Annotated in this window: 27 protein-coding genes and 3 pseudogenes; 12 read left to right on the top strand and 18 right to left on the bottom strand. The window is 58.9% G+C overall.

Annotation, left to right across the window (positions count from 1 at the left end; translation table 11 throughout):
- Positions 1 to 3: 3 nt before the first annotated feature.
- A pseudogene (locus ACVWW6_RS11950) lies at positions 4 to 1,069 on the bottom strand (IS110-like element ISBj4 family transposase).
- A gap of 196 nt (positions 1,070 to 1,265) precedes the next feature.
- On the opposite strand from ACVWW6_RS11950, the gene ACVWW6_RS11955 reads away from it, so the two are divergent.
- Positions 1,266 to 1,391 (top strand): hypothetical protein, encoded by a 126-nt coding sequence (locus ACVWW6_RS11955; protein WP_257784485.1) that lies wholly within the window; start codon positions 1,266 to 1,268, stop codon positions 1,389 to 1,391.
- Between the two features lie 179 nt (positions 1,392 to 1,570).
- On the opposite strand, the pseudogene ACVWW6_RS11960 reads toward ACVWW6_RS11955, so the two are convergent.
- A pseudogene (locus tag ACVWW6_RS11960) lies at positions 1,571 to 1,753 on the bottom strand (PAS domain S-box protein); the annotation flags it as partial.
- Positions 1,754 to 1,772: 19 nt separating this feature from the next.
- On the opposite strand from ACVWW6_RS11960, the gene ACVWW6_RS11965 reads away from it, so the two are divergent.
- A complete protein-coding gene (locus ACVWW6_RS11965) occupies positions 1,773 to 1,955 on the top strand; it encodes a carbohydrate porin (protein WP_082901065.1) in 183 nt (60 codons plus the stop codon).
- On the opposite strand, the gene ACVWW6_RS11970 is transcribed toward ACVWW6_RS11965, so the two are convergent.
- The 3 genes and pseudogenes from ACVWW6_RS11970 to ACVWW6_RS11980 form a co-directional block, all read right to left on the bottom strand.
- Positions 1,952 to 2,386 (bottom strand): DUF3147 family protein, encoded by a 435-nt coding sequence (locus ACVWW6_RS11970; protein ID WP_011090440.1) that lies wholly within the window; start codon positions 2,384 to 2,386, stop codon positions 1,952 to 1,954. The two genes, ACVWW6_RS11965 and ACVWW6_RS11970, sit on opposite strands and share 4 nt — an antisense overlap.
- Positions 2,387 to 2,391: 5 nt before the next feature.
- The gene (locus ACVWW6_RS11975; RefSeq protein ID WP_456680779.1) at positions 2,392 to 2,733 is read right to left on the bottom strand and encodes a DUF3147 family protein; all 342 of its coding nucleotides are present in this window, start codon (positions 2,731 to 2,733) and stop codon (positions 2,392 to 2,394) included.
- 20 nt (positions 2,734 to 2,753) lie between these two features.
- Positions 2,754 to 3,116, bottom strand: a pseudogene (locus ACVWW6_RS11980) (divalent metal cation transporter); the annotation flags it as partial.
- A gap of 370 nt (positions 3,117 to 3,486) precedes the next feature.
- On the opposite strand from ACVWW6_RS11980, the gene ACVWW6_RS11985 reads away from it, so the two are divergent.
- Both ACVWW6_RS11985 and ACVWW6_RS11990 read left to right on the top strand, forming a co-directional pair.
- Positions 3,487 to 4,029, top strand: coding sequence for a phosphatase PAP2 family protein (locus tag ACVWW6_RS11985; RefSeq protein ID WP_211434525.1), 543 nt, complete (start codon positions 3,487 to 3,489; stop codon positions 4,027 to 4,029).
- A 2-nt stretch (positions 4,030 to 4,031) separates the two neighbouring features.
- On the top strand, positions 4,032 to 4,640 hold the full coding sequence (locus ACVWW6_RS11990) for a cysteine hydrolase (RefSeq protein ID WP_074076791.1): 609 nt from the start codon (positions 4,032 to 4,034) through the stop codon (positions 4,638 to 4,640).
- Here ACVWW6_RS11990 and ACVWW6_RS11995 read toward each other — a convergent pair.
- From ACVWW6_RS11995 to ACVWW6_RS12005, 3 genes are all read right to left on the bottom strand, one after another.
- The gene (locus tag ACVWW6_RS11995) at positions 4,562 to 4,756 is read right to left on the bottom strand and encodes a hypothetical protein (RefSeq protein WP_074076792.1); all 195 of its coding nucleotides are present in this window, start codon (positions 4,754 to 4,756) and stop codon (positions 4,562 to 4,564) included. The genes ACVWW6_RS11990 and ACVWW6_RS11995 overlap by 79 nt on opposite strands.
- Before the next feature lie 164 nt (positions 4,757 to 4,920).
- Positions 4,921 to 5,169, bottom strand: coding sequence for a hypothetical protein (locus tag ACVWW6_RS12000; RefSeq protein ID WP_038967815.1), 249 nt, complete (start codon positions 5,167 to 5,169; stop codon positions 4,921 to 4,923).
- Positions 5,166 to 5,384: a hypothetical protein gene (locus tag ACVWW6_RS12005; protein ID WP_038967816.1), complete on the bottom strand. Its 219-nt coding sequence runs from the start codon at positions 5,382 to 5,384 to the stop codon at positions 5,166 to 5,168. Before ACVWW6_RS12005 ends, ACVWW6_RS12000 begins: the two co-directional genes overlap by 4 nt.
- A 560-nt stretch (positions 5,385 to 5,944) precedes the next feature.
- Between ACVWW6_RS12005 and ACVWW6_RS12010 the strand changes: the two genes are divergently transcribed.
- Positions 5,945 to 6,955, top strand: a complete 1,011-nt coding sequence (locus ACVWW6_RS12010) for a PAS domain S-box protein (RefSeq protein WP_232675563.1) — start codon at positions 5,945 to 5,947, stop codon at positions 6,953 to 6,955.
- A gap of 192 nt (positions 6,956 to 7,147) precedes the next feature.
- Here the strand turns inward: ACVWW6_RS12010 and ACVWW6_RS12015 are convergent, their stop codons facing one another.
- The 4 genes from ACVWW6_RS12015 to ACVWW6_RS12030 all read right to left on the bottom strand — a co-directional run bounded on the left by ACVWW6_RS12015 (position 7,148) and on the right by ACVWW6_RS12030 (position 9,660).
- Positions 7,148 to 7,297: a hypothetical protein gene (locus ACVWW6_RS12015; protein WP_156149849.1), complete on the bottom strand. Its 150-nt coding sequence runs from the start codon at positions 7,295 to 7,297 to the stop codon at positions 7,148 to 7,150.
- Positions 7,298 to 7,421: 124 nt separating this feature from the next.
- Positions 7,422 to 7,622 (bottom strand): hypothetical protein, encoded by a 201-nt coding sequence (locus ACVWW6_RS12020; protein WP_074076794.1) that lies wholly within the window; start codon positions 7,620 to 7,622, stop codon positions 7,422 to 7,424.
- A gap of 177 nt (positions 7,623 to 7,799) precedes the next feature.
- Positions 7,800 to 8,030, bottom strand: coding sequence for a DUF6894 family protein (locus tag ACVWW6_RS12025; RefSeq protein ID WP_011090434.1), 231 nt, complete (start codon positions 8,028 to 8,030; stop codon positions 7,800 to 7,802).
- Positions 8,031 to 9,396: 1,366 nt separating this feature from the next.
- Positions 9,397 to 9,660, bottom strand: coding sequence for a hypothetical protein (locus tag ACVWW6_RS12030; protein ID WP_028176062.1), 264 nt, complete (start codon positions 9,658 to 9,660; stop codon positions 9,397 to 9,399).
- Positions 9,661 to 10,039: 379 nt separating this feature from the next.
- Between ACVWW6_RS12030 and ACVWW6_RS12035 the strand changes: the two genes are divergently transcribed.
- From ACVWW6_RS12035 to ACVWW6_RS12050, 4 genes are all read left to right on the top strand, one after another.
- Positions 10,040 to 10,279: a hypothetical protein gene (locus ACVWW6_RS12035; RefSeq protein WP_038967817.1), complete on the top strand. Its 240-nt coding sequence runs from the start codon at positions 10,040 to 10,042 to the stop codon at positions 10,277 to 10,279.
- A 42-nt stretch (positions 10,280 to 10,321) separates the two neighbouring features.
- Complete coding sequence (locus ACVWW6_RS12040; RefSeq protein ID WP_456680780.1) at positions 10,322 to 10,909, top strand: ATP-dependent DNA ligase; 588 nt, start codon at positions 10,322 to 10,324, stop codon at positions 10,907 to 10,909.
- Positions 10,910 to 12,558: 1,649 nt separating this feature from the next.
- Entirely contained in the window at positions 12,559 to 13,479 is a 921-nt protein-coding gene (locus ACVWW6_RS12045) for a hypothetical protein (RefSeq protein WP_456680781.1), read from the top strand.
- A 72-nt stretch (positions 13,480 to 13,551) separates the two neighbouring features.
- Positions 13,552 to 14,298 (top strand): hypothetical protein, encoded by a 747-nt coding sequence (locus ACVWW6_RS12050; RefSeq protein WP_060910339.1) that lies wholly within the window; start codon positions 13,552 to 13,554, stop codon positions 14,296 to 14,298.
- A 312-nt stretch (positions 14,299 to 14,610) separates the two neighbouring features.
- On the opposite strand, the gene ACVWW6_RS12055 is transcribed toward ACVWW6_RS12050, so the two are convergent.
- From ACVWW6_RS12055 to ACVWW6_RS12070, 4 genes are all read right to left on the bottom strand, one after another.
- Positions 14,611 to 14,802 (bottom strand): hypothetical protein, encoded by a 192-nt coding sequence (locus ACVWW6_RS12055; RefSeq protein ID WP_011090426.1) that lies wholly within the window; start codon positions 14,800 to 14,802, stop codon positions 14,611 to 14,613.
- Positions 14,803 to 15,018: 216 nt separating this feature from the next.
- Complete coding sequence (locus ACVWW6_RS12060; RefSeq protein ID WP_060910340.1) at positions 15,019 to 15,321, bottom strand: hypothetical protein; 303 nt, start codon at positions 15,319 to 15,321, stop codon at positions 15,019 to 15,021.
- Between the two features lie 322 nt (positions 15,322 to 15,643).
- Positions 15,644 to 16,060: a hypothetical protein gene (locus ACVWW6_RS12065; protein WP_063778795.1), complete on the bottom strand. Its 417-nt coding sequence runs from the start codon at positions 16,058 to 16,060 to the stop codon at positions 15,644 to 15,646.
- A gap of 4 nt (positions 16,061 to 16,064) precedes the next feature.
- Entirely contained in the window at positions 16,065 to 16,241 is a 177-nt protein-coding gene (locus ACVWW6_RS12070) for a hypothetical protein (protein WP_166466000.1), read from the bottom strand.
- A 1,755-nt stretch (positions 16,242 to 17,996) separates the two neighbouring features.
- On the opposite strand from ACVWW6_RS12070, the gene ACVWW6_RS12075 reads away from it, so the two are divergent.
- The 3 genes from ACVWW6_RS12075 to ACVWW6_RS12085 all read left to right on the top strand — a co-directional run bounded on the left by ACVWW6_RS12075 (position 17,997) and on the right by ACVWW6_RS12085 (position 20,224).
- Entirely contained in the window at positions 17,997 to 18,875 is an 879-nt protein-coding gene (locus ACVWW6_RS12075) for a tetratricopeptide repeat protein (protein WP_166466001.1), read from the top strand.
- Positions 18,872 to 19,156, top strand: a complete 285-nt coding sequence (locus tag ACVWW6_RS12080; RefSeq protein ID WP_166466002.1) for a hypothetical protein — start codon at positions 18,872 to 18,874, stop codon at positions 19,154 to 19,156. Before ACVWW6_RS12075 ends, ACVWW6_RS12080 begins: the two co-directional genes overlap by 4 nt.
- A gap of 438 nt (positions 19,157 to 19,594) precedes the next feature.
- Entirely contained in the window at positions 19,595 to 20,224 is a 630-nt protein-coding gene (locus ACVWW6_RS12085) for a helix-turn-helix domain-containing protein (protein WP_231166741.1), read from the top strand.
- A gap of 171 nt (positions 20,225 to 20,395) precedes the next feature.
- Here ACVWW6_RS12085 and ACVWW6_RS12090 read toward each other — a convergent pair whose 3' ends face one another.
- Both ACVWW6_RS12090 and ACVWW6_RS12095 read right to left on the bottom strand, forming a co-directional pair.
- On the bottom strand, positions 20,396 to 21,157 hold the full coding sequence (locus ACVWW6_RS12090; protein ID WP_028176054.1) for an outer membrane protein: 762 nt from the start codon (positions 21,155 to 21,157) through the stop codon (positions 20,396 to 20,398).
- 1,004 nt (positions 21,158 to 22,161) lie between these two features.
- The gene (locus ACVWW6_RS12095; RefSeq protein WP_028176055.1) at positions 22,162 to 23,313 is read right to left on the bottom strand and encodes a L,D-transpeptidase; all 1,152 of its coding nucleotides are present in this window, start codon (positions 23,311 to 23,313) and stop codon (positions 22,162 to 22,164) included.
- Between the last annotated feature and the right edge of the window lie 14 nt (positions 23,314 to 23,327).

Below are 23,327 nucleotides of genomic sequence, written 5' to 3' on the forward strand. Positions count from 1 at the left end.
CGATCAAGCGGGTCGGACGCCTGCATCGTTGGTCTCTTGTCAGCTCGAAGGCGCGTCCTTTAGCCAGCACCGCCCAGGCGATGCGGGCAAGCTTGTTGGCGAGTGCGATCGCCAGCACGTTGTGGTGCAATCGCTTCTTGGCGGCTTCGATCCAGGATCTGAGTCCGTAACGTTCCCAGTTCTTGATCCTGACCAGCACCACCCATGCCGCCTGGACGAACAGAACGCGGAGGTAGCGATTGCCGCGCCTTGAGATTTTGCCGAGGATCGTGCGGTCTCCCGTCGAGATCTGCTTGGGCACCAGCCCGAGCCAGGCGCCGAAGTCACGGCCTTTGGAGAAGACGTCTCCAGTGCCGATCGCGGCCACCATGGCGCTCGAAATGATCGGCCCGATGCCAGGCACCGTCATCAGGCGCGAACATGCCTGATCTTGACGGGCCAGTGCTTCGATCTCGCCGGAGAGCCTATCGATGCGCTGATCCAGCCGACGCCAGTCGCCTGCCAACTCCTCGATGACACACAACATGCGTGGCGACAGGGCATCGGTGCGCGTCGCAAGGATGGTGGGCAGTTCTGTGCGCAGGAAGCCGATACCCTGGCGCACCGCGATCCCGCGTTCCAGCATGAAGGCGCGAATCTGGTTGATGATGCCGGTGCGTTGCGACACCAGCCGCTCGCGCACCCGATGCAGCGCCTGCAGATCCAGTTGCTCCGCGGTCTTGGTCGCCACGAACTTCATCGTCGGGCGCTGCACGGCTTCGGCAATCGCTTCGGCGTCATTGAAGTCGTTCTTCGGTCCTTTGCTATAAGGGCGGACATATTTGGCCGGCATCAACCTGGCATCGTGACCTAACGATGCGAGTTTGCGGCTCAAATGATGTGCGCCGACGCAGGCTTCCATGCCGATCAGGCAAGGCGGCATATTGGCGAGCCGCGCCTCGACCTGGCCACGCGACCACTTTTGCCGCAGCACGACGGTGCCGCGCGTATCGTGGCCCACGACGTGGAACGAGTTTTTGCCGATATCGATGCCGATCACGGCGATCGCGGTACTGGGTGTCTGGGACATGGCGTGCTCCTTGTCTTGGCGCCCCTGGCCAGCTTATCGCTGGCGGGGCAGGAGCACGGCCGGACCATCCCATTAGCGGACTTCGTGCGCATCGCGTCTACGGAGCCAATATCGCAATTGATAAACTTCGATCTGCTCGGCAAGGCTTTCTTTGGAACCAGCCGATAAAACTTCCAGGCGCGAAGGATTATGTTCCATGTACCTCCTCACCGCCTGCGAGTTCGAGAAGATGACGATCGGCGAGATCTATCAGTCCGGCTGTTTCAACACTCTATGCGCGTTTATTATTGGGCCGCCTTGGCAGGAAAGCGCAAGGGCCTGACCTTTGACCCGGAACTGCATTAAGGGCGGCCTCGTAACAATCGGTGGACGAGGTGCAATGCTGCAATCGTTCCGAAAAGGCAAACAGCGCTGCGTGTTCTTCCATGCGACGGGATAGTGCCTCTCAGCTCGCTTGCGATTGGTGATGTCGTGCTGAACGCGAACCGCATAAAGAAAGCGCCCGTCAGCATCGCGGACGCTCGACGACGTCACCTGGGCCCAGATATGGCCGCCATCCTTGCGGGCAATGCGCTTTTCGATGCTGCAGCGCTCGAACTCGCCCGCGAGCTGGCGCTGGAATTGACGGCGATCCTCCGACACATCTTCCGGATGCGTCTCCTCGAAAATTGTTAGGCCCAGCAGTTGGGCCGCCGAATAACCTGTGAGCGAAGGCCTTCTAACCGCCGTCTATCAGTACCAGATCAGGGATGGCTGGACGCTGCAGCCCAATTTTCAGTACATTATTCACCCCGGTGGAGGAGCAACGAACCCTTCAGGACCTCTAGCCGGAACGCCACTCGAGAATGCTTCCGTGTTCGGCTTGCGGACGACTCTTAAATTTTAGGAGGGACTTCCGAAACGTAGTTCGCGCCGTAGGCGCCACATGAGGACGGCGACCGCGAACCAGACGAGCGAACCCGCTGCGAGGCAGAGCGCGGGCTGTAAAGCGCGTCCGTGCCAGATGAAGAGCGCGAAGCAGGCAAGGCCCAGACTTCCCCATCCGGCCCCGGCGGCATCAAGTGCGGCGGCAGCCTTTCCGCGTCGCTGCCCGCGCAGGCCGTTTTTCTCCTTGCGCTCACGCTCATGCTTCTCGATCAAGGTCGCACTGGCACAGAAGATCGCTGGAAAGGCCAGCATCAGCCCGCCGGCCTCCGGCCCTGCCCCGTCCGCGACAAGGCCAGCCACCACGGTTGCCAACCCGCCCAATGCAAAACGCACGACATATTCGTAAAGTCGTCCCTGCTTGAGTGCGGAGAACTTGAAGTGGACAACCATAGTGGTCAGCCTATCAAAAATTGCTTGAGGCCTATCGCGGCCACAAGCCAGATCGCGAAAGCGGCGAGGGTGGCCTTGAGCGCCGACCATTCGGCCCGTGTCAGCAACTGACAAACAGCAACGCTGTAAGCCGCGAGCGCGATCGAACCGAGCATCATCGAGCGGCCTTCGATCGCAACATAGTCGCCGCCATGTTTTGAGAAGGCGAGGCCGAGCGTTGCTAGAGCTACGGAGGGCGCGGCGCCAAACAATCCCGCGAAGCTCTTGGGCCGCAGCACGTCGCCTATGACCGCAAACAGGGAAACGACCAAGCCGCCAATCAGAAAGCGCAGCGCGTAGTCCACCATTTCCTCCTTGATCGCCGTTTCTAGGACGATCTTGGTACCAGCATGCTGACCGCCATGCCGACGATGCAAAGAGCCATAGCCGCCGTCGACGCCCAGCCGAGCCAATACAGCCAGCCTTCGACCACGAGCTTGCCCATCACGTCACGCCGTCTGACAAGCAGCATTAAAACGGTCATTACCGGTGCTGCTAGCACCCCGTTAATGACCGCACTCCAGTAAAGCGTCTTGATCGGATCAATTGGCGTGAAATTGAGCGCCACACCGAGGCCGACCGAGAGGGCAAGCACCGAATAAAACGCCATGGCCTGCCGCGGTTTGCGGGCGAGGCCAACGGGGCATCTGCGGCCTTCGCCAATGGCATAGGCTGTCGAGCCGGCCAGCATCGCATGAATATTACATCAGGGCTGCTCAGGGCACTTTGACAGTCCTTTGGCCGACAGGCTCGCCTGACCTGTGCCGCTGGTTTAATGGTGCCAGAAGATCGCGAGCAGCAGAATGATCGGCAACGGTATGCCCAGCAACCACAACAATGCGCCTCGTCCAAAGCCCATGGCTCTCTCCTCCATTGATCTGTCCCTCGCATCCAACGCGTCCGTCCGGCGCACAGTTCCTCGCCGGGAACGGTTTTCGAGGCGGTTGATTGAAAGACCAGGTCGACTTGCTCTGCTTTCCAATCACTCTTTTACGGAGATTGCTGCAGGGCATAAGGACATCTGCGAGAGAAGGCAGTCGATGACGATACGAGTACATCCTTTGTCCGCCGATATCGAACTTGCGCGTGCGATTGCGCGACACACCCGTCCGCTGCCGGAGCGGATTTCGGGCGCGCTGACCTGGGGAGCGGATGAGCATATTCTGACCGCGGTTGCCGTCGGATGGTGGCTCTGGTGTCGCGCCAAACCACTGCCGCAGCGGCACGCAAGCGATCATGTGCTGCTGACGACGCTCGCCTCTGTCCTGTTGCCACACCTTCTAAAAACGCATTTTGACCAGGTGCGGCCGGACCGGCGCACCGTGCGCGGCCATCTGCATGGCATCCCACTCTCCGGCCGCGCGCTGGATGCGTTCCCCTCGGGGCATGCCGTGCATGTCGGTGCCCTCGCATCCGCCGCCGCGGTCCTGTCGCCCGCCAAGCGCAATCTCGCGTGGGGCCTCGGCGCCGTTCTGGTGTCGACGCGCGTGTTCCTGCTGGCTCACTGGGCAAGTGATGTACTTGCGGGTCTGGCGATCGGAGTCGCGCTGGAGCGCGTCATAAGGCGGCTGACGGGATTTGGTCGTCAGGGAAGATCGGGCTAGTCATGGGGCAACTGCTCGCACCCCCCGGTCCTCACGCCGTCCATCTCTGCATCGACATGCAAAGGTTGTTCGCACCGTATGCCCCGTGGGCAACGCCCTGGTTGGAGCGTGCGCTACCCGAGGCGGTCAGGCTGATTGCGCACGCGCCGCCACGTACCGTCTTCACGCGCTTCATTCCGGTCCGTAACAAGGCCGAGGCGCGCGGCGTCTGGAAAGCCTATTATGAGAAATGGGAATGCGTGACACGCGACAAGGCCGATCCGGGGTTGCTTGAGCTGATGCCGGCCCTGACACGCTTTGTGCCGCCTGCCACAGTCATCGACCGCCAGACTTACTGCGCATTCACCAATAGGCGCCTGCAAGCCTTTCTGGATGAGCATCAGGTGGACACGCTGATCGTGTCTGGCGGTGAGACCGATGTCTGTGTGCTCGCAACGGTGCTGGCTGCGGTCGATATCGGCTACCGTGTTATCCTCGCTGAGGACGCGCTCTGCAGCTCGTCTGATGAAAGTCACGATGCGCTCATCAATCTCTACACCAAGAGGTTCAGCTTGCAGATCGAGGTGGCGCCGGTTGCCAGCATCCTTGCGCGCTGGAGCGTCGTCAGGTGATCAGCCAACCTCGTAAAAAGCTCTCGTTTCTTCGGGGCGGTCGCCAGGTCACGGATGAGGGCGCACTCGGCAGCATCCGTGCGGAGCTTTTCCAATTGAGCCTGCATGCCTTTCATTGCGATCAGTTCCGTTCCCGAGCGGAACCATACCGCTTGTGTACGAAAGCGCACAGACCTGATTGCCAGTTTTTCCTAAGCTAGGGATGCTTAGCGACCCACTACCGCCAAGCACCTCCAACGGTCCCAGCATAGGGGTATGCTGGGGCCGTTTTTATTGGACCTCAGCCTTGATTAAGCCGCACGAAGGTTCCGCTCTCGTGCAGCTCGAGCCAGCCTCTCTCGACCGCATGCTGGATGCCGGTGCCGAACTCCGGGCCCGTCGCCTTGCAGCCGTTCCTGGAGAGGAACGGCGCGTTGATCTTCTCGATGTGAATGCGCCCATTGACGGGCTCGACGCCGGCGGCGAGCTCGAGGAGCTTGCGTGCGGCAACTTGCGGATCTGCGAAGTGGCGGGTCTCGACGTGCTTCATGCGCTGGCGCCGGCGAGCTTGTCGCGCTCGATGCGAGCCAGTTCCTTGGCCTTGGCCTCGGCCTCGTTGCGCGTCAGCAGATCCGGTCGAAGCCGCCGGCCGGGCAGGTCGCCCCAGTAGAAATAGACGCTCGGACGGCCGTCCGCGAAGCGGACCTTATAGCTGCCGGTGTCGGGGACGCGTTCGTGCTTCTTGATCGTGATCGGCGTGGTCATGGGGGCTTTAATAGGAGCTCGGCACGGGCGCTGTCACGTATCAATCTTTGCGGTGGACCGCCAATAGCATAGGTCTAGGAGTTCGGTACCATAGAGCACGTCGCCAACGGGGTCGCGGGGCACCAGGAAAACTTGGCAGCCGCCCTGCCACATAGACAAGGGCCGCCGACTCGCCATCAGCGGCCCCGTCCGGGTTTCAATAATTCCGAGATCAAATGGTCTAGCCAGCCCCGGATTGCCGATTTTTCCCGATCCTCAAGATTCTCGCAAGCACATTTGTGAATCGTCTAATTGATTTTTTCGCTGCCACAGACGCAGCAGATTAGGCGGGTGTCTCCTGTCTGCCCCTGCGAGTGTCTTAACTAGGGCGCGGACTCATAACGCGCAGCCAGCCCTGTCCAGACGCAACGCTTCCGGGCAGGCCCCGGTTGGACACTTACCGAGTAGAAGGGGACCGACAATTTCCGCTGAAACCGTCCCAATGGACACCTTCTTGCCTTTGCTTTCGGTGCTATGATTGGGCACCAACGGCAGTGCAACATCTGGGTTTGGGGGTCCTATTGGCGATTAAAGGAGAGCCGGGACTTCAACGCGAAGCTCTCGTCAGCGAGCCGGCCCTGGACCGTGCCGAGCGGTTGGCCAATCTGCTGGCCTCCATAGTTGAATCTAGCGACGACGTGATCGTTAGCAAGAATCTGGACGGCATTATTACAAGTTGGAATAAGGGGGCTGAGCGCATCTTCGGCTATTCGGCCGCCGAGGCGATCGGCCAGCCTATTACACTTGTGATCCCGGAGGACCGACAAAGCGAAGAACGCGAGATTTTAACCCGCATCCGACGAGGTGAGCGCCTCGACCATTTTGAGACTGTTCGCCGACGTAGGGATGGTAGCTCAATCGTCGTTTCGCTGACCGTTTCTCCTGTCAAAGATGCCCACGGCAACATCATTGGCGCATCTAAGATTGCTAGAGATATTACCGAGCACAAGCGAGCTCAGGAGCAGATTCGCATTCTGGCTCGCGAGGCGGAGCACCGAAGCAAGAACATCCTCGCGAACGTACAGGCAATCATCAATCTTTCTCAGTCCGACACCTCCGAGCGCCTCAAGGAAGTGATCAGCGGGCGCATCCAAGCGATGGCAAATGTTCACTCGCTGTTTGTTGAAACGCGGTGGATAGGAGCCGAGGTCTCGGCGATCGCCAAGCAAGAGCTCGCCCCTTATCTCCAAGAAGGCCAAGACAAGCGGATTGTGATGGAGGGTCTGCAAATTGTATTAGAACCCACCGCTGCACAGGCGATTGCTGTGGTTTTGCATGAATTAGCGACCAACGCTGCCAAGTATGGAGCGCTGTCTAACGCGAAAGGCTGGATTGGATTGGATTGGTCGCGAGCCGAGGATGGACAGCTAATGCTCCGCTGGACCGAATTGGGCGGTCCGAGGGTAAATGCGCCCGAACGCAAGGGCTTTGGTAGCCGCCTCATCGAAGGAACGATCACCCCACTTGGCGGCAAGGTGCATTTTGACTGGCGCGCGGAAGGGCTAGTTTGCGAAATCGCCGTTCCGACGTAAAACCCAATCGAGCTTGGCTTCGCTGCTCTCACGACATATTGCGCTGCCCCAAGAACTTGGTCGCTATAGGAGCCACCAGTCACATGACGCCGCCGGGTTTATAGGTACACGGCCTAGGACAGCACCCGATAAACCTTCGCGCGTTGAGCCGCTCGATCCTCGAACAGGAGAAGCCGCCAACTGAGGCGGCCTTTATTTGGTGAGATGGAGGGCGATCTTCTCGGCTTCGATTTTCTCGACCATCGCGCCGATTGCGGCGACTGTCTGTGCATCAGTTACCTTCGCAAGCAAGCCTTTCAGGTGGTTGATCCGTCTATCTAGCTCCACGCAATGTTCGCACATGCTTGCCATCCACGGTGGGAGGCGTGAACAAGGACTCGCAGTCACCGGCAAAGGCCAAATGTTGTAACGGTGATGGCGATCAACCGGCCTATGCCGGCAAATGTTCCTGAAACCGCTGAGCGGATTACTCAGGCAGTGGCAATCCGGGCGATCTCAGCCACTCGCTCACGTGCGAGCCGGTTTCGGCTTGCCAGGCTTTGCGGAGCTTTTCTTGGCGCTCCATTCCTGGGGGGAGGGATTTGGCCTCTTCACGGAGGCGTTTTGCTATTTCGGCTAAACGTTCTTCAAGGGACTGTATTTGTTTGAAACGGCGGCGGCGCTGCATGACAACACCTCGTCTTACGGGTCCTAACCGCAGGGTTTGAGTTTTCCGATTCCTAAGATGCGGATCCCGACAAGTTGGTTCCATCTGGAGGAACAACGGTGGTGGGCTATCGTATGTGGCTCGCGAACACTCAGTTCGCAGTGAAAATCGAACACTAGACGGCCAACTGAGGCGGCCTTACGCTGGTTTTTCAGCCCGAATATGCAGAACGTAGAGCGTGTTCTGAAACTCGTCGGCCACTTCCATCCGCCAGTCTCGGCCCGGTACTAGGTTCCCGTCAATGCCCTGTAGTATCTGTCCGGCGGTGACAGTGGCCTCCTTCCACGCGGCATGCTTGTCCGGGAGGTCCTCGCCCACGCGGTCGATCTCGGTGCGCTCGTGCGTAATGTGAAAGAAATATCTCGGCATGCGCGGTAATGCGGTACGTCAGGCTCACGTTCCAATCGGGCCGAAAAGCGTGCTCATTCAGCGGGGGCTGAATAGGGTAGTTCGAAAATAACATCGAAAGATCAAAAGGTTGCCCGCGCCTGGGAGACTAGGGTCGGAGGTTCAAATCCTCTCGCTTTGCAGGACGCGCTTCTCGGGACACCGGCCTCGACAGCCTCCTAGCCGGGGCGAATTTCAAGGGCCTTCTTAAAAGCTTTCTCTTGCGGTGTACGTCACCGCCTCAATCTTGTTTCCATCGAGGTCGCGTACGAAGGCACCAAAATAATTCGCGTTGTAATTGTCTCGGATGCCGGGAGTCCCTTCGTCAACGCCTCCAAGCGCAAGTGCGGTCGCGTGGAAGCTCTCACTGTCTCGCGATCCGGTGCTTGAAAAGCTACGTGAGTGCCATTTCCTGCCGTTGCCCGAAGCCCGTCTATCGGGGTTTCGATACTGAAAATGATATCCGAGGCGCCGTAGTGGAGCGAACGGTCCGAGTGTTTGAGGAGCCGCAGTCCGAGAAGGGACATCAGCGGATCGTAGAAAGCTCTTGCGCTGTTGACATCGTTACTGCCGAGCGAGACGTGATGGATCATCTGGTCACCGTTTGAGGCAATACCGTCGCTTCAATCTTTCGGTCGTGGTCTCTGCGGCATAATGGATACGCCCGAAGTCGGCTTCGTCCTTTGCGGTGACATGAAGCCTCCAGGTCACGTCTCGGGCCTCGCCAGCGACGCATTCGACCTCGACAGAAACCGCATGCTCGCCGCCCGGGAAGCTCCGAATTTGCTGAAGCGCCATAAGCTCCAAGTCGGTCTTCGAGATCGATGTTCTTGCCACCGCAGCCTCCTCCCGCCGCCCCGTCCTTTCATCGGCAATCACTCGGCCAACCGACCGCGCGCGGAGATGTTCCTCGGGCGCTTGAAGGCCGCTCGTGCGGTCAGCTCCCTCAAGACTTGTCGAAACGCGAATGTCGCTGAGGACGGCTTTTCGTACGCTCGATATCGCGGCCACGTTCTTTGCCGCTGGGGCGCACCCACACAAAGATCGCTCGATAAGTCAGCTTTTCTCACAGTATTCATCCGGAGCTGTAGTTACACGGACTGGCGACGCCGGCGATCTCAACGGCAGGCGATGTGGCGAAGATGCAGCGAAGAAGATTGCGAATTCGACGAATGCAGGTCGGTATCAGCCTGCAGCGGAAGTGCGCAGTCTTCAGGCCGCGGCTTGGCTGACTGTGCGGATACGAAAACGGCGAAACAGGTGATCGCAAACATCAGCCGAGCACCTGCGAGCGGCCAGCAACCGCGCTCGCACAATATGCGCGGGTGAGCGCCAGACGGATGGCTCTCTACGACGCGCAAAGCGGACATTCACCGTCAGCGGCTTCACCTAGCTGCCGACCAATCTCGCCCATAAGAGCCCGCGGGTCCCAGTTCGTGCCGTCACTCTTGACGACTCTCTTCGCGCGCTCGAAAGCATGGCTCTCGGCCGCATCATCCCCTATGCGGATGGTCACTTGAGAATGGAAGGGGCAGACCGCGATTGCACGGGTCGTCTCTAGAGCAAAGCGCACGGTCGCGCGGAGATCATCGGCGTAATTTTCGGCGGACACGTTAGCCTCCTGTCGCACATCGCCTGCGAGATCAACACACAGTCAGGGGCGGATAGGCAGTTAAGGCGAGGCCCGGTGTGCCTAGGAGCCCAGGGCCTCATAACCTCAGAAGCCTGACAATAGGTTGTTCGGCTACGCGTCCAGTCTGTCCGACATGGCAGGATATCGCTTTGACGCTGCGCAAAGCCCCTCGGACCAGCCCGGCCCACTTGCGGCGGTACGGAGGGGACAGTTGCGGGGCCGAGCGGTCCGACGGGCTGGCGCCGTGAGGAGGCGCCACGCAATTGGAGGCTAGTCCCAGTCGGCGATATCGCTCTGTTCACTTGTGACCCGGAACAGGTATTTGTAATGTTCCCGCACTGGAACATCGAGGCCGCAGATGAAAGACATGCAGGCCCAACTGGAGAAGCTACAGCGAGACGCCGCTGAGTGCGCCCTTATTCGCGACTTGGCGACGGACCCCAAAAAGCGCGAACTGTTTGCCAAACTGGCTGAACACCTTGCGGTGCTCGCATCCGCAGTAGAGCAGGCTATCGGTGAGAGCACGGCAGCGACATCGCTCCTGATCTGCCGCCCAAGCCGTAAAAATGTGGACGCCAGCTTGACCGAGTTGCCCTAAGCTCCATCTCGTAATCAGGCATCGAATGCCTATTTTTCCTGAATGCGTTCATTTGAGTTTTGCCTTCCCAGCAGAGGTGTGGCCGTCCCTAGCGGGCCGGATTGGCTTCATGAAGTAAAGTATGACGGCTACCGTCTTCGCCTTGAGCGCGAGGGCCACCGGGTACGCCTGATCACGCGCGGCGGGTACAACTGGGCCAGTCGCTATCCTTGGATCGTCGAGGCCGCGCGCAAGGTCCGCCAGAAGCATTTCGTCCTCGATGGCGAAGCAGTCGTGCTCGGCGTCGATGGCATCTCCGATTTCAACGCACTTCACTCGCGCAAGCGCGACCACGAAGTGCAGTTCTGCGCCTTCGATATTCTCGCCGAAGGCGGCGACGATCACCGCAGGCTCTCGTTGTCGATGCGGAAGACGAACTTGGAGCGCCTGCTGGCGCGGCGTCCTGAAGGCGTTTTCGTTAATCCCTTTGAGCGTGGCCAGCTTGGACCTGACCTATTCCGCGCCGCGTGCAACATGGGTCTTGAAGGATTGGTATCGAAGCGTCGCGACCAGCCTGATCAGGTGGGCCGGAGCAAGCATTGGGTAAAGGTAAAAAACCGCAGTCACCCCGCGATGGAGCGGGAGCTGTGAGGTCGCGAACAAACAAGTTGGCAGGCACTAGCATGTTGCACGCAAGCAACTCTTCTCTTGTTCCATGATTTGCACCGTGGTTTCGGCTTCACACGATAAGCCTGACCTGCGTAGATAATCTGCGCTAAAAATTGGCTGGTAATATTATGATCGGCGGGGAAGAAGCCACGCGCATCCGGCGCCTACAGAAAGACCGTCTGTAGATGGTCTTTCTGTAACGCGCGGCCGTTCGTATTAGTCACGCAGGAAAATATTTTGGGCTTTCTCGCGAAGCCTAAGCCGCTACATTCATACTATTGCGATCTCATATTTTATAATGGGGCCGACTATGTTGGACGACGAATTTAATAGGCAACGTGCGAAAATATTACGTGAACTCGCAGAGCAAGCCGACCCATTCATCAAAAAGCGCCTTTTGAATTTAGTGCAGCGCTACGAACCCAGGCGGCAGCCAACGCCCGTGGACGAGCGGTTTGCAACCCGCGGAGATAACGTCGATAGATAGGCGGCCGTGGCGAGGCCGATCCGTTTCCCCTGACACAAAGCAGAAAGGCCCCGACGATGTCGCACGTCGTCGCCCTTCACGATCATCAGGCCGGTTACGTCCGCCGTGCCTGCTGATCCAAACAGAAACTGACCACCACCGTCTCGACCAAAGGCCAAGTGATATTGCCCAGGGCGATCCGAGACAGCGGCAGTGGCCGGCCAGAACGAAACTGACCACGGAGAACGCCCCCGAGGGCGAACTTGCAACCGCGCCCGGCTCGTCAGCAGCCGACGCCAGAGCAGACGTGGTGGGGATGCGGCCAAATGAACGCGAATGACCCGTTGCAGACATCAAGACAACACTTCGGCCGGCGTAACGACCTGCCAATTGCAATCTTTAGCTGTGCATGTTCAAACCAATTGAATACATTGTAGAGCCACTAGCAGAGTAACTTGTATTCTCCACGCGGTTCGATTTCCGTAGCCTAACAACTGGTTGAAGGACATGGGAGATGCGCTCGGGCTCGGCGGGTTGGGTATCACTATTGGTCGTGGTACTTCCATCCATATGTTGTGAAGAAGCGATGGGAGGAGATCCGACGACTTTCGATTTCAACTATTTCGAGTCCTTGCCGCGAAAAGAGATTGTAGCGCCGCGCAAACGTATCTGAACAGTCGCTTTCCTGCGGGTTCAGATCTTCAAGTTTTGCAGAAAGAGCTGGTTTCCGCTGGCGCGAGATGCGCGAGGGGAGTCGGGCGGCGCGGCGTGTACTACGAATGTGATTACGAACGATGGGCTGGAGTGCCGCTGGTCACAATGGAATGGAAGATAATATTGCGTCCGGATGCAGTGAGAAGAGGCTGCAAGAGATATCAGTAAACCGTGCACTGACGGGGCTTTAGAACGCGCTGTCCGCTCCTGGCCCCAAGCAGCCACTGGAGAACGTCCGCTATTCCGCCGCTTATCAGGGGCAAGCGGACATCTGATCTGAGGCCATTTGCAAGTGCGCCCGCCCAACGATCCGGCAATCATTGGGCATCACCACAACAATTGCCCTTGAATGCCCAGCCATGTGGCGCAGGCCACAGGTCCATCATTCGCAAATCGGTTTGCTCTCCGTAGGCTAGGAGGCATGACACCATTCTTCCGACGAAAATCACCCATGGAAAAGCTTGAAGCCGAACTGGCCTCGCTGCGCACGCGCGCCGCAGCCTTGAATAGCCGCCATTCCGCTGCGGAAGCGGCCCACGATGACGCCAAAGCGAAACTCCAGCGTCACCACCTCGATGCCGATCTTGATGCCGATGACAAGGCCCGCGCGAAGTTGGAGACGGCGGTCGCCGCCTGCGCTGTGACCCGCGACGGTTACGCGAATGCGCTCGTGGAGGTGCAGGCGAAGATTACCGATGCCGAGCAGAAGCTCGCAGCAGAACGCGCTACTGTCGAACGCAAGGCCGCAAGCGAAAAGCTGGCCAGTGATCTCGATGCCGTCGAGCGGGCGCTGCCGGATTATCTGGCGGCTGGCAAGCGCTTTGCCGACGCCCTGGAGAAACTTCACTTCCACCATGAGAGCGGCGCAATGGTCCGCTTTATCTGCAACACCGCGACGCAGGTCGAAGTCGCTGCCGGTTTTGCGCTCGTGGAGCTGCGCGGCATGGTGGTCGCGGTCCGCGAGGGCGTTGCGCCTATCCCGGCAGCCCAGCCGGTCACCACTTTGGTCCCGATTGCTGAGCCGTCGCCGCCGACGCAAATGATCTTCATGATGAAGTCTGCAAATTTCCGCGATCACGACGGCCGCATCCGTTTCGCCAAGCAATTTGAAGATGCAACCATGCCGGTGACGACTGCGCAGCGTGCTCTGCGCATGGGTGTGGCGGTCTTGGTGACGGATCCGAAGCGCGCTCGGCTCCGTGGTACGCGCGGCGGCGACTTCAATCCGCGCGCGCCCGATGTCATCGATCTCGATGTCGTCGAGGAGCCCAAGAACCTGCCGCACTTCGATCCTGTGCCGCGCTCAGCGAACTTCACTCCGCTCCCCGCCGCGGAACCGCGCACGATCCTGATTGACGTTCCGCGTTCGTGAATAAGCTTTCGCGGAGTCGGTGGAAGGCGGCCAGCTCATCGGACGCGATGAGCTGGCCGCAGGAGTTCCGGCATGAATGATGACAACATGAGCTTTGGCGACGAGCACGACGAATACGAGATCGGTCGCACCGAGTGCGAGGACGAGCGGATTGCAATTCATGGAGCCGGTCACGCCGTGGCAGCGCGCTTGCTCGGCAAGCCGCTCGGCGGAGCGACAATCAATCCCGATCAGAACGGGAAGTACGGCGGTCTCGTGTGGGGGCCGCGCCACAGCGTTGCCTTCGGCAGCGATGACGACGCTGCTGATGTGCCGGAGCTGTGCGGCCAATTGCGGGACCTCATGCCCCAGGATGGCGAGGTTCGCGGCGATGCCGCAGATACGTACTTGCACGTGCTCGACCGTTGCATTGAGCTGGGCGCGGCATCTGTCGCGGAACGTATGCTTCTGCCAGGTGAGCCCGTGCCCTCCGTTAGTGACGTTGAGCAAGCAGTTGCGCTCGCGACATTGGTCTGCAAGTCGGCAGAGGCTGTCGAGCGGTTCCTGTCGTTCTGCGAGCAGCAGGCGCACGATCTGCTGCGCCCACACGGCCCAATCATCATGGCCCTGAGCATCGTGCTGAAAATTCGCCAGACCTTAACGGGCGCGGAGATCGACGACGTTATCGCAACGACGGTCGCGGGTCTACAATTGGCGGCCGAGCGCCGACGGCGCGTCGAGTGGCGCAAGGGCGAGCTGGCGGCCGAGCGCTTTCGCGCCGCATGTGATTACCTCAATGCCGTGCGGCTGCCATCATCTGCACAAAATCGGGTGCAGTAATCGGCGACATCTGGATCAGAGGGCACGGCGGATGTAACCGGCCTGATAATCTTGAAGGGCCCCGACGTGCAAAGCGTCGGGGCCATTTGTTGTGGTCGAACGTAGCCGTCTTTCCCTCGTTCCCTTAATGTCGCCGCTGCGCGTATATGGCGAGGAGACCCACTTGCCTCGCCCCGATCCGCCGATTGGATTTGTCAGCGCCAGAATTGTGCAGGATGTTGTAGGCATGTTGGTATCTTATCCCCAGACGCCGAGCAGTTTCCGCAGTGGTCGGGCCGTCGCCCGCCAAAGGTCGTACTCGATCTGAGGTGGTCATTTCGGTCCGACCATAATCGGCGGCGGCTCGACCGTGCTCAGGTCCATTTCCATTGCGGATTGTTCTTCGGATAGCCGCCTTTCGAGGTAGTGCCGTTCGGCCTCACTTAACTCAGTTTCGAGCAGGCGCCGATATCGATCAATATTGTTCCTATGGGTACGTAAACGAGCAATTCGTTCTTCGGTCATCGTCGATCTCTCCGACGGACGTGGTCGCAATTACTTGGGATCGGCGTTGAGGTACTGGACGTCGTAGGTATCCCATTCCGTGGAAGCAGAGGGATTATTTTGACAACCTCGTGGTGAAAACGTGCCTGCTGTCCCATGCCCGGAAATGGCACCTCAAACGGCACGGCGTTACTACGAGCTGCATTGCCTCTCATCACAGAAGGAAGTCAGATCAGGTCATTCATTGCCTTCAGCCTGAACCGGCGGCTTCTGCGCGCCCTGCACACTCTGGCTCAGCGACGCCAGCGCGGTGTTCAGCTCATCAGAGATGGGCGCGAGGTCCCTAATGTCCTCGAAGGCTTGGGCGATGCGCTCATTCGCTGATTTCTCGAACGGCTCGAAGCCTTCAGAGATGCGCGTTCCTGCTCCAAGAACGGTGGAAGCGGCCATCGGCCCAAGCAGGAGGAGTGCGGTTCCGATGATGCCGATCTTGCGGATGCGAGCCATCGGCGGTGGCCGCAGGAGGCGGTCATTGATCATTGTCTTCACCTCACGGCGTACAGTCCGTGCATCATGCCAATCGTTGCGAACAAACGGTAGATCGGGCGTCTACCATTAGGAGGTAACTCAAGCAGAGGCGCGTTCTTGTCGAGTTGCCCGTGGCGCAGATCGTGGGCGCCGCGCAAGTAGGCGTTCTAGATTGGACTTGCGAAGATGCAGCGGCAGCCTCCGCAGATCGTCGCCCGTGTGGCTTTTACGGCCTTGGGCGGCAGGCTTGCCAATCGCCCGCTCCACCTCCGATGCGAGCACAGACAGGTGTTCGGCTAGCCTGGCAAACAGGTAGTGCCAGCGCCCGACGGGGTCAGCGCCGACAGTGCCAGCGTCCTGGCGGCCAGAGAAAGCGAGCGTCAACCTCCGCGCCCCACGCAGCACAAGTGCTTGCGCTGCGAATAGGGCGCGGTTGATGTTTTACAATCCAGGGCCGCTTCATCATCTGACGATTCGTGTACGCTCTCACGCGCTTCTTGCGCGGCTTGACGAACGGCTTCTGATGTCGGCTAAGCGCACGCACAACGCCGACGCGAGCGAAGATCGTCGGGCCTCCGAGATCGACCACCAGCATCAGCGCCTCGATGGCGGCCTGCCATTCCGGAGCATCATGCTCGGGCTTCGGCAGCTTCGTGATGACGGTGGCGGCGTCGTGCAGCGTGATCAGCTTGCGGCCATCTGGCAGTAGGATCGGATCGTCGAAAGTCCCCTGCCAGCCTTGGTTGTTCATTACGCTACTGCGGCTCGTGCTTGTCCGTCAGTTCTCGCGCCGCCAGGCTAAGCTCCAGCTCTCGAAGCCGCTCTATCAGCAGTTCGACGATCTGCTCGTAGTCGGAGGGCGACAGCGAATTCACACCACGCAACGTCATCTGGCCTTGGAGAATGGTCGCCATCATGGCTTTGACGCTCATGGGACCTCGTCTGAAATTAGATCGTCATAAGAACAATCTGAAGTAGACGCCAAACGTTAGGGATGCGCATCGCCGTAGAATTACGGGCTATGGCAAGGACCTTTGCACTGCACTGCAAACTCGACAACCATTTTGGCGCCGCTCGACAATTGAGCGCGAATAAGAAGCACGGGTTGCGTCCGTTGTTTTCGGGACGCGATTTGAGGCGTAACGAAAGCCGAATCGCGCTTGCAAACCTAAAAATTGGTTCTGCGTCATAATCATAATGACTCCGACGCAAAAATAGAAAATAGGGTGGAAAAAACAAAGATATTGGGAGGAGTAGGTGGATACTCTAAGTCGCCTGCGCGCGATGGCATCGCTGTGCCGTCAGACTGCTGCGCATCACCCTGATCGAAGTTGGAAACTGCTCGCCGAAGCTGAGTTTTGGGAGCATTTGGCCGATGATGCGCTGCGCGATCAGTCATGCACATCTGCCTTCCCGCTCCCAGCAATTGGAGATGATGCGAACACCACGCAATCGGCCCACAGTAGGGCGGCATGAGCGCTTTCGGTACCAAGTCCCCTTGACGGTCACAGCTAGCTCTCACTCTTTGCAGAGCGTTCTGTTCTAGGGAAGGAGATCTCAAATTTCCTCGCGGGGTACGAGCGAGTCAGCGGTTGGAATCGCAGTAGATCACGGAAAACGCTGAATTGAATTTTTTCGGCAGGGGTTGCGTTCATGGATAGCGTAGAGCGGTGCTTCGCCGCAGTGACGGCAATCGGTTTCTTTGTGACCGTCGTCGGAATGATATTGTTGCAAACGATGTGAGTTCTGCTTGGCCAGCTCGCGACGCGCCGCGCAGCGGCAACGCACCTCCTTCAGCTAGGTGGTGCAGCGATGCGCGCCTGCGCAAGATCGACGCGGCTTGCTTCGCCAGGTTATTAGCCTCGCCCCGTAGCCGAACAACCTGCCGTTCAGGCTGCTGAGGTTATGGGGGCTCGGGCCCGGAGTGTCACCGCTGCGCTACACACGGGAGCACGCAGCGGCGCTGGTCCGCCCGAACAGAGGCGAGCGAAACAGTTCATTAGCTTTCTTGTGGCTTGCTGGGAGCCGTGCCGATTACCGCTGATTACGGCACACGGAATGGGAATGTCGGCCCCGGCTGTTTCTCCCAACCTGCGGCTGGGGCCGATTTGAACTTTCGCTGTATGGTTCAACCCGGTCCACAACCATGTTTAGAGGCATAGCTATCGCGCTATTTGGGCTGAGCATTCTTTCGCAGCTCGATCAGGCGCTCTTTTACGGCCGAAATACTGACGCTGCGTTCAGGCTTGTGCGGGAGATTGGCCGCGGTTTTGGGCTGTAGGGCCGCCGCCCTGCATTCAACGGATCAGGCGTCGAACGACGGCTACTTCTTCAATAGTATTCCCATCGTTCGCGCCATTCGCCTCACCGACCCCGCATGGCGGCCCAGTTCGGTGGCTATCTTCGATACGCCAACGCCCTGCCGGGCGAGCCTGACCAAGCGTCGGATTTCCTGCTCGGCCCATTGCTTTGGCTTCGGTGCTTTCATGGTACGGCGCTCAGAACCTGCCGACCACTTAACCAGCGCGCCTAGTCGCCAACACTTGGGAAATTTACGGGTAGCGCCCCACCACGAGGCACAGCGGCACGGCGGATTTGGCCCTCGCGAGAGGGCGCGTAAGCGGCGTCCCGAGTATCCAGGACAGCACCGCGCTTATCCATTGTCGTGCTTCCCTTCATCAACCTCAGTGGCGATCCGGGACAGGATTATTTCGCACACGGACGGCCTGACAACAGATCTCTCGCGAATTCAGGGCAGCTTCGTTATCGCGCGCAACACGGCGTTCACCTACAAGGGCAAGTCGATAGATGCCCGCCAGATCGGGCGTGAACTCGGTGTCCGCTTCGCGCTCGAAGGTAGCGTGCAGCGCGTCGGCGATCAGGTTCGAGTCAATGCGCAGCTGATCGATACTGAAACTGGCGGCCATGTCTGGTCGGACCGCTTCGATCGTCTGCGGAGCAACTATCTGGAATTGCAAGATGACATAACCGGCCGGATCGCCCGCACTCTGGGATTGGAACTGGTTGTTCTAGCGGCCCGCAGCATCGAACTGGAGCACCAGACCAATCCTACCGCGTCGGACCTTGCTTTGCAGGGATGGGCTGCCGTGTACAAGCCGACCACGCCCGAGACGCGTGAGGAAGCTCGGCGCCTGTTTGAGCATGCGCTTGAGATTGATCCGCATACATTAAGGGCGATGACAGGACTTTCCCTGACACTAGCCAATCTGGTGATCAATGGACAATCCCCCGACCCGGCAGGAGATTTAAGTCGCGCCGACGAGCTCTCGCAGCAAGCAGTCGGGCTCGATCCGAATAATGCGGCCGCTCATGCGTTGCGCGCCCGGGCCCTGCAGGCACAGAAGCGGCAGAAAGAGGCCGCCGAGCAGTACAGGATCTCCCTGCAAATCAACGGCAATATAGCGACAACGACGCTTTTCTTGGCGAGACGTTTGTCTTCACCGGGAAATCTCTTGACGCAATCCCGCTGTTCGATCGGGCCATTGAACTCAGTCCACGCGACCCGGGTCTTGGAACGTGGCAGTTTGAAATGGGGCGCGCGATGATCCTGCTCAGGCGCGATGATGAGGCGCTAACCTGGCTCAGCAGGTCGGTGGCGACGAATCCGAGACTGGCATATGGCCAACTTTACTACGCCGCGATCATGGCTATCAAAGACGACATAGCGGCTGCCCGCGCGGCACTCGCGGCGGCGGGTCGCCTGAATCCGAACTACACCAGTCTTGCGAAATTCCGGGCCACCGATCTGTCGGACGATCCTGCCTACGTGGAGCAGCGCGCTTACGTGGAAGGAGCGTTGCGCAAAGCGGGGCTACCGGAGCAGTGACTTCCGCATATGGCCCATCGCGTCCGTAGGCGCGGTGTAGCGGGATGTCAGTTCATAGGGGCAGACCGGAAGTTTGTAGCCGAGCGCCAGACGGTCGCTTTTGACCCATAGCGGGCGTCCATCGACTCCACCCGATATCCAGCTTGATCCTGATCAACATGCGATCCTTTCGCTAGAGCTAATGGAGACGTTGCGTAGCCCCCACTACGCGACCCCACCCCAAAGCCGCTGGCTTCCCCAAGGGCTGGCGGCTTCCTTTTGTACGCATTTTTCCGGCCAGCCAAGAGAAGCACCCGCCTCCGGTTGACTACGTAGGTCCGCCCCAATTTGCGCCTGATCAATCTCGGGGATTTGCTCTATGCTCAACTCCTTGCCAAGCTACAAAATGGGGATGGTTGAACGGTGCTAGTCAATGCGAACGCTGCCACCCGCCAGCCTATTGACGGGCACCTCGCCGATCTCGCTGGCGAGCGCGTCTTCTGCAGCGAGTTCAAGTATCGCAAGGGCATCGAGATTTTTGGCGAAGGGGGGCACGCCGAATACGTCTACCAGATTACTTCCGGAGCGGTGCGGACGTATAAGATGCTCCCAGATGGTCGCCGCCAGATCAATGCGTTCCACCTCCAGGGTGACATGTTCGGATTTGAGAATGGCGTCGCGCACCGGTTTAGCGCTGACGCTCTCGTCGAAACCCACGTTCGCATCATAAAGCGAGGCAGCATCCTCGATGCCATGCAAAATCGAGTAGTCAGCACAAAAAACCTCATTTGCTTTGTTACGCAAAACCTGCAGCACGCGGAAGATCACATGCTTCTCCTGGGGCGGAAGACTTCCCTGGAGAGAGTTGCCGCCTTCCTTCTTGAAATGGATGAACGGCTAGCACATCCCGCGATGATGTTGCTGCCAATGAACCGCCGCGACATCGCCGACTATCTCGGCATCACCTTGGAAACCGTCTCCCGCGCGTTTTCCATACTTCGAGACGAAGCGCTGCTGCGCTTTGACGGAAACATTCAGCGGCGGATCGAATTGCTAGATCGTCATGCTCTCGCGGAGTTCGACGCCTGACTTCCGGTAGCGAAGCGGCGACACGCCTCATTGAGGTCCATTCAACGGGGCATAGCAGACCCGAGCTTACGTTGAGTCCTTCGCATTTTGACCCACCTCAGACGCTAGCAATTCATAGCCCGCAAAAAAGCCCCGGCGAGCCGGGGCTTTGGTTTGCACAGACTGGAGCGATCAGTATCTCGCCGCGATCGGAGCCCCGTAACCACCAAAGCGATAGTTGAACCGAACGGTGACCATGTCCACGTCCTGGCTGATCCGGTCGTTGAGTACCGCCGCAAGGCGCGGATCGACCACGGAGAAGGAGTTATTTGCGTGCCCCATCCACAGGTGGTCGTACTCAACACCGACCGACCAGTTGGGCGTGAAGCCATACTCAAAGCCGACACCCAAGGTACCGCCCCAGCGCGTATTATCCGCCGAGACCAGACCGATCCCGGTGGTGTTGTCGAATATAGTCAAGCGATTGCTGGTCACAGCCGCACCGCCCTTCACATAGAGCAGCGCCGAATTCCAAGCCCAACCGAGTTGCCCGGTGAACAGACCGATGGCGTCAGTCTTTGCCGTGGTTGAGAGAGTCGGATTGAACAGGCTCACCCGCGTGTTCTTGAGGTCGGCCCAATCGCCTTGGGCTTCCAATCCGAACACAAACTGACTGGTTTGCCAGCGATATCCAATTTGCCCGCCGACGACGCCTCCCGACCGATCACCGCACCCGCTCGCGACCGTTCCAAGGGCAGTTACGAAATCCACGCAACTGTGGCTTTGGCCCCAACCGCCGTTGGCACCGATGTAGAATCCCGTCCAGTCATAGATCGGCGCGACCACCGGGGGCGGCGCCTTGGTGTAGGGACGGGCCGCCAGATCAGCCGCCGACGCAGGGGCGGATAGACCCACGGCCATCATCCCGGCCGCGGCAATCAGAAGCTTTTTCATTACGAGAAATCTCCCCAGAAAGAAGTTCAAAAAAGGCACGACGCCCACCTGAGGAATCAACGCTATCCCGTTCGCCTGAAGGTTGATGTAGCTAAGCTGCAACACTCGGCGCAGATATCTAGCGGAAATTCTTTATATATATTAAGAACTTGCTGGGAACCAAATGCACGTCAACGTGCATATTACGGGACTGTAGATCGCGATCGGGGCTTCCGGTCGCCGTTCGACTGTTGCATGGAACCCCTGGCGCGAACCGGCGTCACAAGCCTGTGGCATGACCATTGCACAATGCAGGACGACTGGGATTTCAGCGCTCAGTTAGAGAATAAGCGCTGCCGGGACGCTTATTTCGAGCCCGGCGACGCTTCACTTCCTTTCGCTTGCGCCATCACTACGACGCATCTTGTTTCGACGAGCGGGGTATTCGGCGCATGACTTACGACACGGTAACAGTACATATGCTCCGCGACGTTCTAGACGACGTTCTTTCCAGTCCGTCATTCACTCGTCAGCAGCAGCGATCTGCGGTGGAAGTTGCCGAGCGCGTTCTCTTACTCGCTTCCCAAGGCGAGCGTGAACCGATCAGGATCAAACGACACCTGCTAAATGAGTTTTTGGCATCCGCTGCCAGCGAAGCCAACCGGGGCCGCCCCCTTCGCCTGATCGACGGTGAGCCTGCTAGGTGACCAAGTGCCGCTGGTAACGCCCAGCCGGTTCGATCGTGTCTGCCATGCCACCACTGCCGCTCATCGGAGCATTCCCTGCCCCTGGTAGGTCGGCTTATGGCCCTTAGCGACAGAAGTTCATGTCCGCTCGCATGTCGGCGACCGAGGCAAGAGCGGACTCGTTGTGCTCAACGTGAGGTTTGTCGCTCGTGACCCAGAACGGACCTCGCGCCGTTTTGGCTTAGGTGCGGACATCAAGAATTTTGCACCAGAATTGCGGTCGAACAATTCCAACGGGTTGCGCAGCGGCGTCGTTTGTTGGTGGGTTGCGTCGCCGCATCAATGCGTTACCACGATGAAATCCGTGTCTTTTCCGGTCTCATGGCTAAATCCGTTGTCGGAAATAATCAATGAAGAGGCCGGCGTCAGAAGTTTAGAGATCCTCTCAACCGTATCCTGAGGTATTTCGATGCGGTTGAGGACAGCGTTGGCCTGATCGGGCGACGGTACCGATAGGGCGGTTTGCTTCACGGGCGCCTCGCGCCCTTTCGTGGCACCCTCGATGCGAGGAAATTCGTCCGGAATCGACACGACGGTCCAGCGAATAGCCGTTCCCTCGTTCTGGAATTCCATTGCGGTAAACACGTGTGTTCCCAGCGGCTCCTCCGAATTTTCGATCTTGACCGGGACATCAAACAACGGCGTGAATCCCTGACGCACGAACAGCTTGCTCAACTTACGACTGACGAAGATGGAGATTGGGACGATTTTTTTTGGCGCGCTTGCAGCGGGAACCGAGCCCGGCACCTGGAGACTGGCGGCTTCCGGAGTCTCCGCGTTTGACACCAGTGATCCCTGCGTTGCTGCGGCTGTACCGATGCTCTTGGTTGCGACGGTGGCAGTCTGGAATTCCGACGAAGCGGACGCGGCTTTCGCTTGAAAAAGATGCGGATTGGTTATCTCGACCGGCTGGACATCACCGTGCGCAATGATCACGCGCGTGCCGCGCTTCGTGAGATGCCAGAGTCGAACGGCAAAATCATTCTTCAAACGGATGCAGCCGTGTGACGCCGGATGCCCAGGCACGACACCGGCGTGCAACGCTATCCCTGACCAGGTGATGCGTTGCATGTAGGGCATGGGTGCGGCGCTATAAATATTTGAACGGTGCCATCGTTGTTTGCTGATAACGCTGAACACGCCGAGGGGCGTAGGATGCCCCTCCATTCCCGTGGACACCGAAGAGCGTGCAATCAGGGCGCCGTTGTCAAAAAGCGAGACTCGTTGGTCTGCTATTGAGATGATGATCTGGAGCGGGCCCTTCGGAAGGGGCTCGGGCGCGGTTTCAGAGTTTGTCTGCCGGTGGTGGTGCTTGTGAGCGTATTGGCCCGGCCAGAACGTGTGTTGGGGTTCAAACAGAAATTGAGCGTGTACGATCCCCGCAGGGAGCATGAAGATGGCGAATACAGCCGTTGTTATCGCGCGCTGCATTGCTCGTAATCCCT

The sequence above is a fragment of the Bradyrhizobium sp. USDA 3311 genome (genome assembly GCF_054062495.1).

Bases quoted from the DNA above. Each gene is read 5' to 3' on its own strand.
- ACVWW6_RS12005 (WP_038967816.1), bottom strand. From the start codon at position 5,384: ATGACCACGCCGATCACGATCAAGAAGCACGAACGCGTCCCCGACACC.
- ACVWW6_RS11995 (WP_074076792.1), bottom strand. From the start codon at position 4,756: ATGAAAGGCATGCAGGCTCAATTGGAAAAGCTCCGCACGGATGCTGCC.
- ACVWW6_RS12060 (WP_060910340.1), bottom strand. From the start codon at position 15,321: ATGATCAATGACCGCCTCCTGCGGCCACCGCCGATGGCTCGCATCCGC.
- ACVWW6_RS12020 (WP_074076794.1), bottom strand. From the start codon at position 7,622: ATGCAGCGCCGCCGCCGTTTCAAACAAATACAGTCCCTTGAAGAACGT.
- ACVWW6_RS12045 (WP_456680781.1), top strand. From the start codon at position 12,559: ATGGAAAAGCTTGAAGCCGAACTGGCCTCGCTGCGCACGCGCGCCGCA.
- ACVWW6_RS12095 (WP_028176055.1), bottom strand. From the start codon at position 23,313: ATGCAGCGCGCGATAACAACGGCTGTATTCGCCATCTTCATGCTCCCT.
- ACVWW6_RS12055 (WP_011090426.1), bottom strand. From the start codon at position 14,802: ATGACCGAAGAACGAATTGCTCGTTTACGTACCCATAGGAACAATATT.
- ACVWW6_RS12000 (WP_038967815.1), bottom strand. From the start codon at position 5,169: ATGAAGCACGTCGAGACCCGCCACTTCGCAGATCCGCAAGTTGCCGCA.
- ACVWW6_RS11975 (WP_456680779.1), bottom strand. From the start codon at position 2,733: ATGGTGGACTACGCGCTGCGCTTTCTGATTGGCGGCTTGGTCGTTTCC.
- ACVWW6_RS11990 (WP_074076791.1), top strand. From the start codon at position 4,032: ATGGGGCAACTGCTCGCACCCCCCGGTCCTCACGCCGTCCATCTCTGC.
- ACVWW6_RS12025 (WP_011090434.1), bottom strand. From the start codon at position 8,030: ATGCCGAGATATTTCTTTCACATTACGCACGAGCGCACCGAGATCGAC.
- ACVWW6_RS12035 (WP_038967817.1), top strand. From the start codon at position 10,040: ATGAAAGACATGCAGGCCCAACTGGAGAAGCTACAGCGAGACGCCGCT.
- ACVWW6_RS12040 (WP_456680780.1), top strand. From the start codon at position 10,322: ATGCGTTCATTTGAGTTTTGCCTTCCCAGCAGAGGTGTGGCCGTCCCT.
- ACVWW6_RS12065 (WP_063778795.1), bottom strand. From the start codon at position 16,060: ATGAACAACCAAGGCTGGCAGGGGACTTTCGACGATCCGATCCTACTG.
- ACVWW6_RS12015 (WP_156149849.1), bottom strand. From the start codon at position 7,297: ATGTGCGAACATTGCGTGGAGCTAGATAGACGGATCAACCACCTGAAA.
- ACVWW6_RS11970 (WP_011090440.1), bottom strand. From the start codon at position 2,386: ATGGTTGTCCACTTCAAGTTCTCCGCACTCAAGCAGGGACGACTTTAC.
- ACVWW6_RS12070 (WP_166466000.1), bottom strand. From the start codon at position 16,241: ATGAGCGTCAAAGCCATGATGGCGACCATTCTCCAAGGCCAGATGACG.
- ACVWW6_RS11955 (WP_257784485.1), top strand. From the start codon at position 1,266: ATGTACCTCCTCACCGCCTGCGAGTTCGAGAAGATGACGATCGGCGAG.
- ACVWW6_RS12080 (WP_166466002.1), top strand. From the start codon at position 18,872: ATGATCCTGCTCAGGCGCGATGATGAGGCGCTAACCTGGCTCAGCAGG.
- ACVWW6_RS12050 (WP_060910339.1), top strand. From the start codon at position 13,552: ATGAATGATGACAACATGAGCTTTGGCGACGAGCACGACGAATACGAG.
- ACVWW6_RS12090 (WP_028176054.1), bottom strand. From the start codon at position 21,157: ATGAAAAAGCTTCTGATTGCCGCGGCCGGGATGATGGCCGTGGGTCTA.